This window comes from Streptomyces sp. NPDC052040, from assembly GCF_044548405.1.
Taxonomy (GTDB): domain Bacteria; phylum Actinomycetota; class Actinomycetes; order Streptomycetales; family Streptomycetaceae; genus Streptomyces.
The window spans coordinates 15812-32384 of sequence record NZ_JBIUBV010000021.1 but is presented as its reverse complement, the minus strand read 5'-3'; the positions used below and the strand labels follow the sequence as shown (position 1 = coordinate 32384).

Below are 16573 nucleotides of genomic sequence, written 5' to 3'. Positions count from 1 at the left end.
CATCGCCTCAGCCCTTCTCATCGGTCGGTCCTGGCCAGGTGATGGTGTCAGAGACGATGCGGCTGAGGTCTGGCATGCCCAGGTGGATGGTGGGTCGGCTGTCGAGCTGGGCGAGTTTGGCCTCTGCGCCAGCGAGGCTGACCTTGAGCCCCTCAACCTCCCCGAGCCAGCCTTCGCGCTCGGCTTCGGCGATACGGGCGATGAGGTTGTCGTGGATCTCGGCAAGCCGTTCCCGCTGGGCCGGATCTGGTCGGAGGAGCGAGCATCTGACACAAGCGTGCTCATGGACGCAGGGGGATCCGAAGGCGCGTGCGCAGGTGCCGAGGGACACCTTCCGCTTCTCGAAGTGGGCGAGGAAGGCGTCCCACTCCTCCTCTGTCGGGATCCGGTACTCCTCGCCGGGACGGGAGGCCCGTCGGCGGGCGATGAACGCCCGGTGGGCCTCGATCGTCTCGGCAGGGTAGACCGCCTTGTATCCGATCGTGGTGTCGATGCTCTTGTGACCGCAGATGACCTGGGCAATGTGTGGGGGCAGTCCGTTCATGATGGCGTCGGTGACGAAGATCCTTCGAAAGTCGTGGGGAGAGAAGGACAGTGCCTCACCTTCGGCGTTGGTCAGCCCCGTCGCGGCCAGCGCATTGATCAGCAGTTTGCGGATCGCGGTCGGCGTGAAAGCGCGGTGCTCGGAGCCGATGCCGCGCTGGAACAGCAGCGGCATCGGCGGGTTCCAGACCTTCTCGCGGACGTCATAAGCGGCCACCAGCGGAACCATCCCGCCGGGGCCGCGCAGTCGACTGATGATGGCGCTGAGGACGTCGGCGAGTTCCGGGCTGACCAACAGGAGTCGCTCGGTGTCGGTCTTGGACGGAGCGATCTGCAGCAGCGGGACGACCTCGCCGGTGACTGGGAGCCGGTACTGGGTGACGCTGTGGTGCGTAAGTTCCAGGAGTTCCTCGTTGCGAACGCCGGTCAGACGCAGGACCTCGATCGCGGCGAAGGCCCAGAAGGCTTCCTCTTCTTCATAGGACAGGTTCCGTCGGCGCCCGCTGGAGGTCTCTTCGGCCCACGTGAGGTGGCCTGCGGCCTTCGGAGCGATGGCTCTGCGCAGGGCCCCGCCGGTGCCGGGGATCAGTTCTCCGGACTCGGTGTCTCCCGCCGCCTGGAGCAGGCCGGCGGCTTCACGGCGCCGCCGGTCGGTGGTGCCGACCAAGATTGGAAGGACGGGAAGCCGCTCGCGGGTGCGCTGATCCATCCGGGCTTTGCGTCTCTTGCGTTCCTTTGCCTTGTGGATCTCGTCGTCGCTGATCGGACAGGGCACGGCCCATGTCCCCCAGCGGGCCGGTTCCTCGGCCGCCCATTGCGCGATGTCGAGGTAGAACGCTCGGACGCGCATGAGTTCGTCCTTGGCGTTGAGTCGCGGGCTGGAGACCTCGACGCTCTTGCCGTCGGGGCCAACGACGTTGCGCTTCTTGACTTTCAGGTCGTTCTTCCAGGCGCGAGCCACCGCCGGGGGCAGCCGCAGTGAGTCGATTCCCGGCGCCAGAGCTTCGATCCGGGCCCAGAACAGGCCCGCGAGCGTGCGCGAGATCGCGTCCAGGCTGGCGAAGTCCAGCGATGGTTGGCGCTCGCGCAGATAGTCCACGATCACGTCGCGTACCGGTTGGCACCGGATCCGGTAGCGGTCCACCAACTCTTCGATGCTCAACTGGCCCAGAGCGAGCCCGAAGGCACGAATCGTGGCCGGGGCATCCTCGGGGAAGATGCCCATGGCCCGCAGCCGCAGGTAGAAGTCGACCTTCTTCTGCCCGCCGCGGGCGTGCACCCGGCGCTGGGTATCGACGAGCTCCACGCAGTCGCCGACGGTGATGTCGCCGATCCGTCCGCCCTTGCAGGCCAGCAGAGTGGCGATCCGCGTCGCGGCGATCTGCGCATCCTTGCGCGAGCTCGCTGGCCCGGCGGCGGCCAGCTGGTGCAGGCGCGCGAATCCGTCCGGGTCTCGAACCTCGGCCATCACAGAGGCGAGATACCGGTGCGTGCGGGTGAGCATCCACGGCAGAGCAGGACGGACGACGTCTCCGCAGATCAGCATGAGCAGCCCAGAGGTCAGGTCTTCCCGGTCATGCGACGGTGAGGGCCCGCGCTCGCTCAACCACCGCTGTGGGAGCTCCACCCAGGCGGCTCCGCACAAGTCCTCGGCCCCCGTAGCCATCCAGCGCTGCTGCCACGTATCCCCGGGCTGGCTCGACAGCCAGTGCAGCAGCTTGGTCACCCCACGGCGGCGTCCGGCTCGGGTGCCGTTCGCCGCAGGGAGGAACGGCGGCGCCGTCAGGCGTCGCAGCGTCTCCTCAGACGACTGCGCGGTCTGGGACCACCACCGTTCCGCGGTCCGGGCCGGGAACTGCTCCCGCAGCCGGCTGTTCCGCGCCTGTGCCTGCTCCGCGGTCGCGTTCGTGATCTCCAACGTCTTGCGCGTCGCGTGCTTGACGACGGCCGTCATGACGAGCGCCCGAACAGGACGTCCAGCGCCGCCGGGTCGTAGCCCGGTGCCGGCGGCGGAGGCGCCGGCTGGACGTTCTCGCGGGTCTGACGTGCGTGGTGCGCCAGCACGCCGGCCACGACCTCGTCCTTGTGCGGCGTCAGATATACCTCCGTGGCAGACAGGTGAGCGTGTCCGAGCACCCACTGCACGTCGGACAGCGTCAACTTCGGGTCGCGCACCATGCGGGCGGCCGCGCTGTGCCGCAGGTCATGAAGGGTCCAGTCGGCGCCGAGCGAGGCGTTGACGCGCTCGAACATCCGGTGGGCACCGTGATAGGTCAGGGGTCGGATCGGGTATTGCCGTGTCCACCACACCGGCTGGGTGCGGCCTCGCGCGACCTGGCCTTGTACCTCCTGCTGGTAGAGGCGCAACCATACGAATGCGTCCGCCGACGCCGGCACCTGCTGGACCGCCCGCGAGCCCTTGCGCACCACGCTGATCAACTGCTGGCCAGGGTCGACATCGCGCTGACGCATGCCGATCAGTTCCGAAGCCCGCACCCCGGTGGAGATCCAGAAGGCGACCAAGGCCCGGTCGCGGTTGGAGGGCAGCGCCGCGAACAGCTTTTTGAACCATGCCTCCGGAATCGATCGCGGGATCCGCCGCGGCAGGCTCGGCCGGTAGCGGCCCACCCGCTCGGGCCTCCAGCCGTCCATCGGATTGTGGTGCGCGTGAGCCCGCCCAGAGCGGCGGGACAGATCCAGCGGGAACGGGTTGAGCAGCGGGCCGGTCCCCGCATCGCGGTGCACATCGTAGAACCGGCGCAGGACTGTCTCGCTGTGCACGACGGTGGCCGGAGCGTACCCGGATCCGGTCGACGGCTTCCCGGTCACCGGGTTCGCAGCACCGGCTCCCCGTACCGCTCGTGGGCCCTGGGCCTTGATTTTCCTGGGTTTGACGGTCTCTTGGATCCAGCAGCTGAAGTCCCGGGCCTCCCGACGGGTCGCCCGGTCCCAGGAAACGTCCACGGCCTGCAGGAACCGCCACCACCGCAAAAGATCCATCCCGTAGGAACGAACCGTTGACGGCGCTTTCCCCGCGGCCAGCAACTCCTGGAAATAGACGGCGACTGCCTCGACGGCCGCTCCGTCGGGATCGATCAGCCGGTACGGCTCGTACCGGTTGCCGGTCTCCATCAGCCGACCCCACCGGGGAACCACCAGGGCCGCCAAATCTCGTCGGGGAGCATCGTTCATCACGACCGGTGACCGTAGTGCTCGATGACTCCATCCGCCCACTGAACTGGGCAATCTCTAGGGTTCGTTCAGTCAACGGGGCATCCGCTGCCCGATGCTCAGCATCAACCCGAAGATGCTGCCCCGCCTCGACGAACTGGAGGAGGACCTCGTCGCCCGCCGCAAACGCGCTGTCGAGGAGGACTGGCGAGGTGAGATCGAAGGACTCGACCTCACCCTCACCTTCCTGCGGAGCAAGCGCGAGCAAGCCCGTCGGTTCCAGCGAAGCAATCCGGTCTCGCTCGGGATGCCTGTGATTCCTCATCAGAATCCCCAGGTCACAGACGTGTAATCAGCAGTGCGGACACCAGAAGCGCGGTCTGGTGCAGGGCCTGATCGGTCAGATACATGCCGTTCATCCCGGCCGCCTTCAGCTCCGCGAAGCCCTTGGAGCCGATGTGCTCCAGAAGCCAGCGGACCGGCCACCGGCGATCGAAGAAGGCGTGCGTGACCACCGAGACGGCGAGCCCCGCCGCCAGGCCGGTCCAGGACATCTGAAGCGGAAGGACGGCCCACACCAGGGCCAGCATCGCGGCCATCACCAGGTGGTACTGGGCGACGTGCCTCAGGCACGCACCCCAGCCCCGCCGCGGGCTCACGCCGTCGGCGATCTCAATCGTCGACGGCGCCGCCTTGCCCGCCGCCTGGTGGTCGGTCTGCCCGATCACGTGATCAGCGAGATTGTGAGCGACAGAGAGCACCGCCCACGCCGTCCCGAACGTCGCCAGCGTCGCAACCTGATCGATGGAGGTCATCAGAAACCACCTGCGAATGCGAGGCTGCGACCAGTAGCGTCTGCGGAATGCGCCGCTTTGTGCTCGACTCCAACGCCATCGACCCGATAGCTGACAGCCCGGGTGCCTACGAGGCCACCAGGTCCGCGATCGACGACGGCAAGATCGAACTTCTGATCACGCACGTCAACATCGACGAGCTCGCAGCAATCCCGGACCTGGATCGCCGCTCGTTCCTGCTCTTGCTCCTTTGTGACCTCGGCACCCTTGTCCCCACTGGCGCGGCTGCTCTGGACTACTCGCGACTGGACTTCTGCCGCTTCCACGACGACGTGGAAGTCACCGAGGCGCTGCGGTCCGGCAACATCGACCACACCCGCGACGCTCTGATCGCTGTCACGGCGGACTTCGAAAAGTGCGCACTCGTCACGAACGAGAAGCGCCTCACCAATCGATCGCGAGACCGCGGGATCGAAGTCCTCACTACACGCGACCTGCTTGCTGAGATCGGGTTCCAGATGCCCTAACCGCCCAGCCTGAGTCCAGGACATGGTGCAGAGAAGGCTGGCCGCCCACGACTTCGGGCAGCTCGCCGTCAACGGACTCCCGGGCGAGCCGCCGTACGTCCAGCCGCTGCACTTCGCCTACGACGCGGCGGCCGGCGAGGCGGTCGGTCATCTGGCCCGGCCGAACCCGCTCTGGGCGGCCCTGGAAACCGACCCCGATGTGCTGCTGAGTGTGGTCGACGACTATGTGTACGTCCCGGGCCCCTGGCAGGCGCCCCCCGGTGTTCCCGCCGAACACGGGACGCCCACCAGCTTCTACGCGGCGGTCCAGCTCAGATGCACCGCCCATGTCGTGGACGGCCCCGAGGAGAAGGCGGACCTGCTCAACCGCCAACTCGGCCATTTCCAGCCGGAAGGGGGGTCGGCCCGCGCGGCGGCGGGCGAGGACCCGTACGGCCGGATGCTGGCGGGCATCCGCGGTCTACGGCTCGAAGTGACGGGCGTCCGGGCGAAGTTCAAGTACGCGGGGAGCAAGGCGGATCCGGTGCGGGAGCGCATCGCGGAGGGGCTGGCGGAGCGGGGCGGCCCGGGGGACGCGGCGGCCCGCGAGCACCTGCTGCGCAGAGGCGGAGCCTGAGCCCCCGACTCCTGGGGCCCGCCACCGGCACGGGCCCGCCACTGAGCGGGGCTCCGGCTCCGGTGCGCATCCTGCCGCCCGGATGCCGCCGTCCGACCCCGCCGCCACTCCTTCCGCCTCTCCGCCTCTCCGTCTCTCCGCCTCCGTCACACGGTGACCGCGTCCCCTTCCGGCGTCCGCGTCCCCCGCGCCTCGGTCAGCGCGAGACCCGCGACCGAGCCGAGCATCAGCGCGGTGCCCGCCGCGGTCGCCGCCGTGAGGTGCTCGCCGAGCAGGGCGACGGCGAGTACCGCCGCGCTGACCGGCTCCAGCAGCATCACCACGGACACCGTGGCGGACCGTACGACGGCGGCGCCCGCGAAGTAGAGGGCGTAGGCCAGGGCCGTGGGAACCGCCGCGATGTAGGCGACCAGCCAGCCGAGGCGCACCGCGTCGGCGGTGTGCGGCACCAGCCCCTCGGCCAGCGCGAACGGCAGCAGGACCAGGGCGGTGACCGTGAACGCGCCCACCGTGGTGCCCGACGCGTCGGCAGCACCGTCGCGGCCCCACCGGCGGGTGAGCAGCGTCATCGCCGAGTAGGCGGCCGCCGAGACGAGCGCGAGCAGCACACCCCATGGGCGTACGGTCGCTTCGCCGCTGCCGAGGACCAGCACACCGAGCCCCGCGAGCGCTCCGACGACGGCGGTCGCGCCGCCCCGGCCGAGCCGCTCCCCCAGGGTCAGCCGGGCGCCGAGCGCGATGAGCACGGGCCCGGCGCCGAGGGTGACGACGGTCGCCACGGCAAGGCCGGTGGCAGAGACCGCCGCGAAGTAGGCGGTCTGGAAGACGGCGAGCCCGAGACCGGTCGCGGTGGCCCGCAGCGCCCTCGGCCCCAGCGGCCCCGGCGCGGCGGGGCGGGAGCGCGGGCGCAGCGGGCGGACGGCGAGCAGCAGTACGAGCCCGGCCGCGCAGCGCCAGAAGGAGAGGGCGACGGGGCCCAGGTCGCTGGTCCGGTAGACCAGTGAGGCGGCCGCGCCCGCGGTGCCCCAGGCGACACCGGCGACGATCAGATAGAGCAGGCCTCGCCCGACGGGCAGGCCGGAGGTTGCCTTCGGCATGTTGTGGTCTCCGCAGATGCAAAAGAAGTTCGGAAGGGCCCGGTCGGTCGGGCCGTGGACTTCATCTGCGGGCAGCACCGTTCCGCCCGGCGGTGTGCCGGGCGTGGATTCCGGGGCCCGCCGTCAGGCGGCCGGGGGCGGAAGAACGAGTGCGTCCGAATGCATGACCCGTACCCTAGGCGGCCGTACCGCGGGCCGACAACTCCCTTTCCGCGCCCCCGCTCGCCACCGGTTCCGCCCGTCCCTCGGCGGGTGCCGAGGACTGGGCGATGAACGCCCCGACCAGCACGACCGCCCCACCGGCCAGCTGCGGCGCCGAGAGGTGCTCGCCGAGCAGCACCCAGGCGAGGACGGTGGCGACGATCGCCTCCAGGCAGGCCACGACCCCGGCCACCTGGGGCGAGAGCCGCCGCACGGACCGCACCCCGGTGACATAGGCGAGGACGGTGGCGATCAGCACGATCCAGGCCAGCAGCAGGGCGGCCGGGACCGGGGTGCCGTCCAGGTCCGCGTCGGCGGCCAGGACGGACCAGTCCAGGGTCCAGGGGCGGGCGACGGCGGTCAGGACCACGGCCCCGACGAGCAGCCCGTGCGCGATGACCCCGAGCGGGTCGGGGGCTTCCCGGCCCGCCGTGCCGCCCTGGTCGGCGAGGACGAAGTAGCCGACCTGGCAGCAGGCCGCACCGAGCGCGAGCAGTACTCCGACGGGGTCGAAGCGAAGCCCCGACCACGCCTGGACGACGCAGGCGAGACCGCCGACCGCGAGCACCACGCCGATCGCCGCGGCGCGGGTGACGGGCCGCCGCTGCACCAGGCGCACCCAGCCGAGGACCAGCGCGGGTGCGAGGTACTCGATCAGCAGGGCGACTCCGACGGGGATACGGGAGAGCGCGGCGAAGTAGCAGGCCTGGACACCGGCCACGGCGAGCAGCCCGAAGCCGACGAGCAGGGCGGGCCGCTCCCGCAGCAGCGCACGGTGGCGCACGGCGAGCGGCAGCGCCACCAGGGCGGCGCCCACGACCCGCAGCCACACCACATGGAGCGGGTCAAGGCCTGCCTCGATCAGCGGCTTGGCCGCGACACCCGACCCCCCGAAGGCGACCGCGGACACCAGGGCGAGCCCCAGCCCGGCGCCCCGGCCGCGGTCTGCCCGCGCCCTCTGAGACGTATGCATCGGCACAGAATGGCAGGCGGCGACATGAGCGTCACCCCTGATTGCACCTGTCCCTGAAACGTCTCAGGGAGTGGACGCGCCGCCGCCGGACCCGGGCCGACGGCCGCCCCCGGGGCTACGCGAGAGGCTGCCCCCGGTCCGCCACCCGCGGCGCCGGGAATACCTCCGGCAGCACTTCGCCCCCCGCACCCGCCAAGGCACTGTCCCCCGCACTCGGCAACGCACCGTCCCCGGCACCCGGCAGCGCAGCGTCCCCCACACCCGGGAGCGCGTCCCCCGCCTCCGCGAACCCCGCGTCGTACTCCCCCGTCACGCCCCGATCCGCTCCCCCGTCGTGCCCGCGATCCGCTCCCCCAGACTCAGGACGTCGACGCCCGCGCGGCCGAGGACCTCGACGGCCCGGGACCCGGAGTCCATCAGGATCGCCGCGAGCAGGTCCAGGCCCCGGACATGTGCGGCGCCCCGCCGGGCCGCACGGCCGCGGGCCGCGTTCAGGGCACCGGCCGCGGCCGGGGACCAGCGCTCCGGTTCGCCGAACACCGGCAGGGCGCCGGAGTCCTCCACCGTGCCCTGCCAGCGCAGGCCGTAGCCGATGGACCGCTGGACCAGATAGCCGAGCAGGCGCGCGGTCTGCGGTCCGTCGAACACGGCCCGCACCTCGGGGTCCGACTCCAGGAGCGTGTGCAGCACATGCGCCGTGTCGGTCTGCCGGTCGCCGTCCCGTACCGCTCTTCTGCGGGCAGCCGCGACCACCGCTGCCAGTTCGGCGGTGAGCCGGACATCGGGAACCGGGGGTGGGGCGCCGGACTCCGCGACCGGCCGCCGGGAAGGACAGGGTGGCACAACTCCTACCTCATCAGCCCCGGTGGACCGGGGCATCCCCGGCGGGGGCCATCTTCGCATCCGACACAGGGTGGGGACGGTTGACCGACTTCTCCTCCTTACGGATGAGATCGGGCCGTTTCCCCCGGCGCGCCACGCGTCCCCCGCCCGAACGCAGGGGGCGCACCGCGCCCTTACCTCCGACCGCGCCCCAACTCCCGACCGCGCCTGGAGAATTCGACCTCCCGGGGCTACTCTCCGCGGCACCGCAGCTGCGCCCACCGCAGCAGCCGACGCCAAGGGGTAGTCGCATGGCCGCAGTCAGCGTGGAAGGTTATGTCGGGGCGCCCACCGGGAAGGTGTGGGCCCGGCTCGTCGACTGGCCCGCGTACGGCGAGTGGAACGCGACCCACACCGGCTTCCCGAACGGCGGCCCGTCGGCCCTGGAGGTGGGCGGGACCTTCGAGGAGAACATGAAGCTGATGGGCTTCCCCGCCGAGGTCGCCTGGACCATCGAGGAGTTGGAACCCGGCCGCCTCCTGGCCATTCGCGGAAAGGGTCCGATGGCCGTGACCGTGGCCACCCGCTACACACTGACACCGGACGGCGAGGGCACCTCGGTACGTATCGACGGCGAGTTCACCGGAGCTGCGGTCTCACTCATGGCGGCCAGGCTGAAGGACTCGGCCACGACGGCACTGCACGAGTCACTGCGCCGCCTCGGCACGCTGGCCTACTGAGTCACGCCGACCCCACCTCGATGCGGCACGCGCAGAGCCACCCGGCAGGCGAGCACACGCACAGGCACCCTGGCCGCCGGGCCCCGGGCGGCCGAGCGCACGCACACCCACCCGGCCGCCCGCGCGCACACGCAAATGCACCGGCGCCCGCGCCCAGCCAGCGGCGCCCGGCGCCCGAAGACCGCCGGGCGCCTCCCCGGGCCGCGGCCCGCGGCCCGCCCCCCGTCAGCTTTCGTCGGCGAGGATCAGATACAGCTTCTTGCGGGCCTCGTTGATGATCGCGAGGGCCTTCTCGCGCTGCTCCTTGCTGCCGGTCTTCCAGACCTGGCCGAAGGCCTCCATCAGACCGAATCCGGCCTGCCGGATCTCGTGCAGCGCCTCCCAGTCGACACCGCGCGAGGCCTCCTCCCAGGGAGCCTCCGGGCCGTCCTCGGCCGCGGTACGACCCGCCTCGGTAAGCGAGAAGAGCTTCTTGCCGCCCTCACTCTCGCTGGCGATCAGCCCCTCGTCCTCCAGCAGCTGAAGGGTCGGGTAGACCGACCCCGGGCTGGGCTTCCACGCCCCGCCGCTGCGCTCGGCGATCTCCTGGATCATCTCGTAGCCGTGCATGGGCCGATCCTTGAGGAGGGCCAGGATCGAGGCCCGTACATCGCCTCGCCGTGCCCTGCCCCGCGGTCCGCCCCGCCCCCGCCCGCCCCAGGGGCCGCCCGGCCCGAAGAACCCGGGCCCGCCGAAACCGGGGCCGCCGGGACCCCCATGACCACCCGGCCCGAAGGGCCCAAAGGCCTCACGCCGCTCCCCGCGGGACCTCCGGCCACCGCCGTGGTGTCCGTGCCGTTCGAATCCGTAGTCCTCTCCACGGGTACGCATCGCCATCACTCCATTCCATCGTCGATCTGTCGCGATGCGTCAACGATATATCGGTACTATCGGCATGGCAACCCCCGGACTTCCCTGCGGTCCCGATACGGCGCCACGGACTGACGGGGCCAAAGGTCATCGCGCCGACCCCGGGGCGAGTCATCCGCCCGTGGCGTCCTCAGCGGCCTCCCGGCGCAGCAGGTCGCCAGGCTGACACTCGAGCACCTCGCAGAGCGCGGCGAGCGTCGAGAAGCGCACCGCCTTGGCGCGGCCGTTCTTGAGTACCGCCAGATTGGCGGGGGTGATCCCCATCCGGGCCGCGAGTTCGCCCACGGACGTTTTGCGCCTGGCCGGCATCACGTCGATGTCGACGGCGATCGGCATCAGACGACCTCGTCCAACTCGGCCTGCATCCGCGTCGCTTCGCCGTCGCGCGCGACGGCTTGGGCGAGCAGCATCCGCAACACGAGCACCATGAGCGCGACCCCGAGGATGGCCACGCCCACGCCGCCCACGATGACGGTGACGCCCGGGTCGGCCCGCTGACCCGGCGCATTGACGACCGTCACCGCGAACCACAACAAGGCGGCCGCCACGATGGCGCCGATGACGACGTCCACATACCGGAAGGCGGCGTGGGAGAACACGGTTCCGCGGCGCACCATGGCCACCAGCCGCCATACGCAGACCAGGGCCCTCCGGGCCGACACCATGCCCAGGATCGTGATCACGCGCAGCGCGGACTGCGGGAGCGACCCGCCCTCCGGGTCGCTCCCGCTGACCAGGGCGGCCGCCACCGAGCCCTCACCCAGGCGGGCTCCGGCGGGCGGAGTCCGCGAGGCGTTCGGCGAAAGCTTCGACGAGGCCGCGGAGTTCAGCCGGGCGTTCGATGACGAAGGGGCGGTCCAGCGAGGCGAGTACGGCGGGCAGCCAGTCGAGTCGTTCCGCGCGCAGTTCGACACGGGACCAGCGCTCCGCCTCCGGGTCCGCGCCGCCCGGGGAGGGCAGTTCCGACACGATCGCGACGCTGGCGGGGAGCCGGGTGTGGATCTGCTCGGCCGTCCCCTGGATGCGCAGGGTCACCTCATGCCGGTACGGAACCGTGGCGAGCCCCGTCAGGACGCGCTGCGCCGGGTCGATTCCCGGGGGCGGTTCGAAGGAGCCGGACAGGGTCCGCACGCCGGAGATGCGGTCCAGTCTGAAGGTGCGGTCCTCACCTGCCGAGAGATCCGCGGCTGTCACGTACCACCTGCCCGCGTGGGCGACGACCCCGTACGGGTGCAGGGTGCGTTCGCTGCGGCGGCCGTCACCGGCGGTGTAGCGGATCGAGACCGGCCGGTGGTGGTGCACCGCGTCGGCCATCGGCAGCAGGACCGCGGGTTCCGGGACGGCCGCCGGTCTCTCCGGCGGATCCGTGAAGGCGAGTGAGCCGAGCAGGGCGTCGAGCCTGCGGCGCAGCCGTTCGGGCAGCACTCGCCGGATCTTGGCCGCCGCCGTCTCACTCGCCGTGTCCGTGCCCGCCGTCAGGCCCGAGCGCCGACCGGCGACCAGGCCCAGCAGCACGGCGAGCGCCTCGTCGTCGGTCAGCATCAGCGGGGGCAGGCGGTATCCGGGGGCGAGCCGATAGCCCCCGTAGCGGCCGCGTACCGACTCGACCGGCACATCGAGGTCGATGAGCTGCTGCGCATAGCGCCGCACGGTGCGTTCGTCGACGTCGAGCCGGTCGGCGAGTTCGGACACGGTCCGGATGCCACCCGACTGAAGAAGCTCCAGAAGGGTGAGGACGCGGGCAAGGGGGCGGGCCATGTCCGTCATTCTCCCGCGGATACCGGACCGGTTCCGCCCGGTATTGGTCGTAGCGTGCAGTCACTGGCACCGACCAACCGGAGGAGAATCCCCATGCAGTTCGTCTCGGTCCGCATCATCACGGGCGACATGGCCCGCCTTGTCGACTTCTACGAGCGCGTCACCGGTATGTCCGCGGTCTGGGCGAACGAGGACTTCGCCGAGTTGCGGGCCGCCTCGGCCACCCTCGCGATCGGCAGCACCCGCACCGTCCCGCTGTTTGCGCCCGGCTCCGCCCACCCGGCCGACAACCGCAGTGCCATCCTCGAATTCCTCGTGGACGACGTGGACAGCGTGTACAAGAACCTCAGCGGCTTCGTGGAGGACTTCGTCAACGAGCCGACCACGATGCCCTGGGGGAACCGCGCGCTCCTGTTCCGCGACCCCGATGGCAACCTCGTCAACTTCTTCACCCCGGTCACCCCGGCCGCCATCGAGAAGTTCGCCCGCTGAGCACAGCGCCACGATCGGGTGATGCTGCGATCCCTCGGTGCGCACCCGGAGTGTTGCGGCAACGCCTTCGCCATCGACCACGACCAGTGCGTGGGCGGCGAAAACTTCCTGGCACGACATCACCTTCCCGAACCGTCCCCCGAAGGTCGTCGCCATCCAGATCGCGTGATCCCTCGGATCGTGTGATTGCTCGGATCCTGTGATTCCTGCGGCAGCCGGACCGGCATCCGGGTGTTCGCGGCGGCCGCCGGACGGGGGCCGCCCGCGCAGCAGACCACGAACCCCGTATTGGCCTTGGCCGAGTCCCTTTCACGGGGTCTAGCGTCGGCCCATGCGGATTCGAATCGTCGACGCCTTCACCGACCGTCCCTTCGCCGGCAACCCGGCCGGTGTCCTCCTCCTCGACACGTTCCCCGAGGACGACTGGCTCCAGAACGTGGCGCGCGAGGTCAACCACGCCGAGACCGCCTTCGCCCACCGTCTGCCCAACGGCGGCGAGGCGGACTGGGCGCTGCGCTGGTTCACCCCGGCCACCGAGGTCGCGCTGTGCGGCCATGCGACCCTGGCCACGGCCCATGTGCTGCACACCACGGGCGCCCACCGGGGTCCCGTCCGCTTCTCCACCCTCGGCGGCGTGCTGAGCGCCGTACCGCACGAGGACGGGTCCATCACCCTGGACTTCCCCACCGCCCCGCTCACCCGGGCCGAGATCCCCGGGGGCCTGAGCGAGTCGCTCGGGGCCGAGCCGCTGACGGCGTTCGACACCGGCCCGGACGTCGGGGATCTGCTGGTCGAACTCGCCGACGAGAAGACCGTCCTGGGGCTCGCTCCCGATCACCGAGCGCTGGGCCGCCACTCCGCACGCGGCATCATCGCGACCGCCCGTGCCGAGGATCCCGCCCGGGGCTACGACTTCGTCTCGCGCTGCTTCTTCCCGAACGTGGGCATCGACGAGGACCCGGTCACCGGCAGCGCCCACACCGCCCTGGCCCCCTACTGGTCCGAGCGTCTCGGCCGTCCGGACCTCGTCGGGCTCCAGGCCTCGGCCCGCTCCGGCCGGATCCGCACCGCACTCCGCGGCGACCGCACCCGGCTCACCGGCCGCGCGGTCACCGTCATCGAGGGCGAACTGCTCGGCTGACACCAAGGCGGACACGCCAGGGGGCGTACGGCAGTTCCGTACGCCCCCTCTCCCGTCCCGCGCGCCTATGCGGTGGGCAGCCAGCCCACCTTGCCCGCGAGCAGCGCATATCCGACGAACGCCCCGATGTCGAGCAGGGAATGGGCGACCACCAGCGGTCCGACCCGGCCCCAGCGCCGGTACAGAAAGACGAAGACCACGCCCATCGCCATATTGCCCAGGAAGCCGCCGATGCCCTGGTAGAGGTGGTACGAACCGCGCAGCACCGCGCTGGCCACCAGGGCCGTACCGGCGGTCCAGCCCAGCCGGTCCAGTCGGCGCAGCAGATAGCCGACCACGATGACCTCTTCCAGGACCGCGTTCTGCACCGCCGACAGAACGAGGACCGGAAACCTCCACCAGACATCGGGCAGCGCCTCCGGCACCACCGTGAGATTGGCGCCGAAGCCGCGGGCCGCGAGGTAGAACGCGATGCCGGTGGAGCCGATCACCGCGGCGATCACCGCGCCGCGCCCGAGGTCCGGCCACGGCCGGGTACGGTCGAAGCCGAGGGTGCGCAGCGACGCGCCCTCGCGCATCAGGAAGTGCGCGACGAGCGCGACCGGCACGAGCGCCGTGGTGATGCCGAAGAGCTGCCAGGCCAGATCGAGCCAGGGACGGCCGGGCGCGGCCGAGGCGTTGAGGGTGGCCGCCTGGTCCTTGAGCCCGCCCGCCCTGGTGACCGAGCCGACAAAGCTGATCAGCGCGGACACGGCACTGGCGCCGAGTGACAGCGCCAGCACCAGCAGCGTTTCATCACGGAGAATCCGCCGCGTCGGCCGCTCCGCCGGATAGGAATCGGCCACCGACCCTGCCTCCACCTGCACTCCCGCCTCCTGTTGCGCCATGGGCGATTCCGCCGCGTACCATCTTCGCCCCGTCAGGGTCTCGAAAGAAGTTGCGAAGATCGTGCGCGACAGGCCGCGGGGGCGGCACGCCGTACGGAGCACGGACACCGTACGGGACGCACCGCCCCCTCTGTCCTACGGCTGCCTCGCGGCACGGGCTCAAAAGAAGTCGGAGGAAACTACGGCAGGTGCCGCTCAGCCCAGCGGCACCGGCTCCGGTAACCCGACCGGCCAGGTGTGCACCGGCTCGCCCACATGCATCAGCCGGCCGTACCGCTGCGTGGTCGCGGCCAGGGCGGCGTCCCGGTCGAGGCCCTGCTCCAGGGCCCGGTGGAAGGTGGCCGCCTGCCAGGTCGCGCCGTTGGCCCTCAGCCGGCACCGCTCCTCGATCACCCCGAGGTAGAGGTCCCGGTCGGCCCGTTCGACACCCCAGGCGTCGAGCCCCGCCTCGGCCAGCGGCAGCAGCTCGTCGCGCACCAGGTCCACGGCGTCCAGCTCGACGACCCCGCCGTAGCGGCCGCGGCGCGGCCAGCGCAGCCGTGCGTCGATGCCGTAGCGGCAGGCGTTGTCGAAGTTGGCGGCGGCGTCCTCGAACGGCAGTCGGGTCCACACCGGCCGCGCGTCCTCGGCGAGGGCGCGGACGACGCCGTAGTAGAAGGCCGCGTTGGCCACCACGTCGACGACGGTGGGTCCGGCGGGCAGTACCCGGTTCTCCACCCGCAGATGCGGGACGCCGTCGGCGACTCCGTACACCGGCCGGTTCCAGCGGTACACCGTGCCGTTGTGCAGGACGAGTTCGGCGAGCTTGGGGGTGCCGCCCCGGTCGAGGACGCCGAGCGGGTCCTCCTCGTCGCAGATCGGCAGCAGCGCCGGGAAGTAGCGCAGATTCTCCTCGAACAGTTCGTAGGCGGAGCTGATCCAGCGCTCCCCGAACCAGGTGCGCGGCCGTACTCCCTGTGCCTGGAGTTCGGGCGGCCGGGTGTCTGTGGACTGCTGGAACAGCGGCGGCCGGGACTCCCGCCACAGTTCGCGGCCGAAGAGGAAGGGCGAGTTGGCACCGAGGGCGATCTGCACCCCGGCGACCGCCTGTGCCGCGTTCCAGACGTCGGCGAAGCGCCCGGGGGTCACCTGGAGGTGCAGCTGCACGGAGGTGCAGGCGGCCTCGGGCGCGATCGAGCGCGAGGTGCACACGAGCCGCTCGACCCCGTCGATGTCGAGGGTGAAGTCCTCGCCCCTGGCGGCCACGATCTGGTCGTTGAGCAGGGTGTAGCGGTCGACCTCGGAAAGGTTGGACGAGACCAGGTCGTCGCGGCCGAGCGTCGGCAGAATGCCGATCATCACAATCCCGGCGTCCACCTCGTTCGCTTTCCGGTGGGCATAGGCGAGCGAGGTGCGCAACTCCTCCGCAAGCCGGTCGAATACCCGGCCGCCCAGCCGGTGCGGAGCTATGTTGACCTCCAGGTTGAACATGGCGAGTTCTGTTTGGAAGTCCCTGCTGGCGATCCTTTCCAGTACTTGTCCATTCATCATCTTCGGCATGCCGTCCGGTCCGGCGAGATTCAATTCGATCTCCAGACCCATGAGGTTCTTCGGGCGATCGAACCTCTCCTCCTCCAGCAGCCGCGCAAGTCCCGTCAGACACTGCCTGAGCTTGTCGCGGTAGCGCTGCCGATCGGACAGGTCGAATGCCCCTGCCGCGACCTTCTCTCCCATCGAGTACGTCCTTCCTGAGATGGGCAGGCCGACGTCCGGCGCTGCTGTCCTGGGTCACGGTGGATGATGCCCCGGCAACGCGATCGATAACGTCCCCGTCCCGGGTCGCCACCCGCTAGGCTGGTGTGGACAGGGCTCCAGGCACATTCCGGGGGCACGCGGCCCGGCGCAATTTCAAGGCGCAACCTC

The 16573-nt window shown here is 70.8% G+C and carries 18 protein-coding genes; 6 read left to right on the top strand and 12 right to left on the bottom strand.

The genetic code is table 11. The features are described 5' to 3' along the window. Nucleotides 1-7: 7 nt before the first annotated feature. Together ACIHAA_RS29045 and ACIHAA_RS29040 are read right to left on the bottom strand one after the other, a co-directional pair. Entirely contained in the window at nt 8-2497 is a 2490-nt protein-coding gene (locus tag ACIHAA_RS29045; RefSeq protein WP_399822296.1) for a tyrosine-type recombinase/integrase, read from the bottom strand. Next, nucleotides 2494-3675: a tyrosine-type recombinase/integrase gene (locus ACIHAA_RS29040; RefSeq protein WP_399822295.1), complete on the bottom strand. Its 1182-nt coding sequence runs from the start codon at nt 3673-3675 to the stop codon at nt 2494-2496. The genes ACIHAA_RS29045 and ACIHAA_RS29040 overlap by 4 nt, the downstream gene beginning before the upstream one ends. A gap of 154 nt (nt 3676-3829) precedes the next feature. Between ACIHAA_RS29040 and ACIHAA_RS29035 the strand changes: the two genes are divergently transcribed. Further along, nucleotides 3830-4066: a recombinase gene (locus ACIHAA_RS29035; RefSeq protein WP_399822293.1), complete on the top strand. Its 237-nt coding sequence runs from the start codon at nt 3830-3832 to the stop codon at nt 4064-4066. On the opposite strand, the gene ACIHAA_RS29030 is transcribed toward ACIHAA_RS29035, so the two are convergent. Continuing rightward, on the bottom strand, nt 4053-4529 hold the full coding sequence (locus ACIHAA_RS29030) for a DUF3307 domain-containing protein (protein WP_399822291.1): 477 nt from the start codon (nt 4527-4529) through the stop codon (nt 4053-4055). The genes ACIHAA_RS29035 and ACIHAA_RS29030 overlap by 14 nt on opposite strands. Nucleotides 4530-4576: 47 nt before the next feature. Between ACIHAA_RS29030 and ACIHAA_RS29025 the strand changes: the two genes are divergently transcribed. Beyond that, entirely contained in the window at nt 4577-5035 is a 459-nt protein-coding gene (locus ACIHAA_RS29025; RefSeq protein WP_399822289.1) for a hypothetical protein, read from the top strand. Nucleotides 5036-5057: 22 nt separating this feature from the next. Then, on the top strand, nt 5058-5651 hold the full coding sequence (locus ACIHAA_RS29020) for an FMN-binding negative transcriptional regulator (protein ID WP_399822287.1): 594 nt from the start codon (nt 5058-5060) through the stop codon (nt 5649-5651). Nucleotides 5652-5797: 146 nt separating this feature from the next. Here the strand turns inward: ACIHAA_RS29020 and ACIHAA_RS29015 are convergent, their stop codons facing one another. The 3 genes from ACIHAA_RS29015 to ACIHAA_RS29005 form a co-directional block, all read right to left on the bottom strand. Next, the gene (locus ACIHAA_RS29015; RefSeq protein WP_399822285.1) at nt 5798-6748 is read right to left on the bottom strand and encodes a DMT family transporter; all 951 of its coding nucleotides are present in this window, start codon (nt 6746-6748) and stop codon (nt 5798-5800) included. A 175-nt stretch (nt 6749-6923) separates the two neighbouring features. Beyond that, a complete protein-coding gene (locus ACIHAA_RS29010; protein WP_399822283.1) occupies nt 6924-7928 on the bottom strand; it encodes an EamA family transporter in 1005 nt (334 codons plus the stop codon). A 303-nt stretch (nt 7929-8231) separates the two neighbouring features. Continuing rightward, nucleotides 8232-8801, bottom strand: coding sequence for a Clp protease N-terminal domain-containing protein (locus ACIHAA_RS29005; protein WP_399822447.1), 570 nt, complete (start codon nt 8799-8801; stop codon nt 8232-8234). A gap of 254 nt (nt 8802-9055) precedes the next feature. Between ACIHAA_RS29005 and ACIHAA_RS29000 the strand changes: the two genes are divergently transcribed. Further along, the gene (locus ACIHAA_RS29000; protein ID WP_399822281.1) at nt 9056-9484 is read left to right on the top strand and encodes an SRPBCC family protein; all 429 of its coding nucleotides are present in this window, start codon (nt 9056-9058) and stop codon (nt 9482-9484) included. A 225-nt stretch (nt 9485-9709) separates the two neighbouring features. On the opposite strand, the gene ACIHAA_RS28995 is transcribed toward ACIHAA_RS29000, so the two are convergent. From ACIHAA_RS28995 to ACIHAA_RS28980, 4 genes are all read right to left on the bottom strand, one after another. Next, a complete protein-coding gene (locus ACIHAA_RS28995; protein WP_399822279.1) occupies nt 9710-10354 on the bottom strand; it encodes a PadR family transcriptional regulator in 645 nt (214 codons plus the stop codon). 150 nt (nt 10355-10504) lie between these two features. Further along, nucleotides 10505-10729, bottom strand: a complete 225-nt coding sequence (locus ACIHAA_RS28990; protein WP_399822277.1) for a helix-turn-helix domain-containing protein — start codon at nt 10727-10729, stop codon at nt 10505-10507. Next, the gene (locus ACIHAA_RS28985; RefSeq protein WP_399822445.1) at nt 10729-11157 is read right to left on the bottom strand and encodes a DUF2975 domain-containing protein; all 429 of its coding nucleotides are present in this window, start codon (nt 11155-11157) and stop codon (nt 10729-10731) included. Before ACIHAA_RS28985 ends, ACIHAA_RS28990 begins: the two co-directional genes overlap by 1 nt. Next, entirely contained in the window at nt 11150-12151 is a 1002-nt protein-coding gene (locus tag ACIHAA_RS28980) for a helix-turn-helix transcriptional regulator (RefSeq protein ID WP_399822275.1), read from the bottom strand. Before ACIHAA_RS28980 ends, ACIHAA_RS28985 begins: the two co-directional genes overlap by 8 nt. A gap of 93 nt (nt 12152-12244) precedes the next feature. Between ACIHAA_RS28980 and ACIHAA_RS28975 the strand changes: the two genes are divergently transcribed. Next, complete coding sequence (locus tag ACIHAA_RS28975) at nt 12245-12643, top strand: VOC family protein (protein WP_399822273.1); 399 nt, start codon at nt 12245-12247, stop codon at nt 12641-12643. A gap of 331 nt (nt 12644-12974) precedes the next feature. Further along, nucleotides 12975-13784 (top strand): PhzF family phenazine biosynthesis protein, encoded by an 810-nt coding sequence (locus ACIHAA_RS28970; RefSeq protein ID WP_399822271.1) that lies wholly within the window; start codon nt 12975-12977, stop codon nt 13782-13784. A gap of 65 nt (nt 13785-13849) precedes the next feature. On the opposite strand, the gene ACIHAA_RS28965 is transcribed toward ACIHAA_RS28970, so the two are convergent. Together ACIHAA_RS28965 and ACIHAA_RS28960 are read right to left on the bottom strand one after the other, a co-directional pair. After that, entirely contained in the window at nt 13850-14650 is an 801-nt protein-coding gene (locus tag ACIHAA_RS28965) for a CPBP family intramembrane glutamic endopeptidase (protein WP_399822443.1), read from the bottom strand. A gap of 216 nt (nt 14651-14866) precedes the next feature. Next, nucleotides 14867-16384, bottom strand: a complete 1518-nt coding sequence (locus tag ACIHAA_RS28960) for a glutamate-cysteine ligase family protein (RefSeq protein WP_399822269.1) — start codon at nt 16382-16384, stop codon at nt 14867-14869. Nucleotides 16385-16573: the final 189 nt, after the last annotated feature.

Coding starts and splice junctions, on each gene's coding strand:
- ACIHAA_RS29045 (WP_399822296.1), bottom strand. CDS start 2,497: ATGACGGCCGTCGTCAAGCACGCGACGCGCAAGACGTTGGAGATCACG.
- ACIHAA_RS29040 (WP_399822295.1), bottom strand. CDS start 3,675: ATGGAGACCGGCAACCGGTACGAGCCGTACCGGCTGATCGATCCCGAC.
- ACIHAA_RS29035 (WP_399822293.1), top strand. CDS start 3,830: ATGCTCAGCATCAACCCGAAGATGCTGCCCCGCCTCGACGAACTGGAG.
- ACIHAA_RS29030 (WP_399822291.1), bottom strand. CDS start 4,529: ATGACCTCCATCGATCAGGTTGCGACGCTGGCGACGTTCGGGACGGCG.
- ACIHAA_RS29025 (WP_399822289.1), top strand. CDS start 4,577: ATGCGCCGCTTTGTGCTCGACTCCAACGCCATCGACCCGATAGCTGAC.
- ACIHAA_RS29020 (WP_399822287.1), top strand. CDS start 5,058: ATGGTGCAGAGAAGGCTGGCCGCCCACGACTTCGGGCAGCTCGCCGTC.
- ACIHAA_RS29015 (WP_399822285.1), bottom strand. CDS start 6,748: ATGCCGAAGGCAACCTCCGGCCTGCCCGTCGGGCGAGGCCTGCTCTAT.
- ACIHAA_RS29005 (WP_399822447.1), bottom strand. CDS start 8,801: ATGCCCCGGTCCACCGGGGCTGATGAGGTAGGAGTTGTGCCACCCTGT.
- ACIHAA_RS29000 (WP_399822281.1), top strand. CDS start 9,056: ATGGCCGCAGTCAGCGTGGAAGGTTATGTCGGGGCGCCCACCGGGAAG.
- ACIHAA_RS28995 (WP_399822279.1), bottom strand. CDS start 10,354: ATGCGTACCCGTGGAGAGGACTACGGATTCGAACGGCACGGACACCAC.
- ACIHAA_RS28990 (WP_399822277.1), bottom strand. CDS start 10,729: ATGCCGATCGCCGTCGACATCGACGTGATGCCGGCCAGGCGCAAAACG.
- ACIHAA_RS28980 (WP_399822275.1), bottom strand. CDS start 12,151: ATGGCCCGCCCCCTTGCCCGCGTCCTCACCCTTCTGGAGCTTCTTCAG.
- ACIHAA_RS28975 (WP_399822273.1), top strand. CDS start 12,245: ATGCAGTTCGTCTCGGTCCGCATCATCACGGGCGACATGGCCCGCCTT.
- ACIHAA_RS28970 (WP_399822271.1), top strand. CDS start 12,975: ATGCGGATTCGAATCGTCGACGCCTTCACCGACCGTCCCTTCGCCGGC.
- ACIHAA_RS28960 (WP_399822269.1), bottom strand. CDS start 16,384: ATGGGAGAGAAGGTCGCGGCAGGGGCATTCGACCTGTCCGATCGGCAG.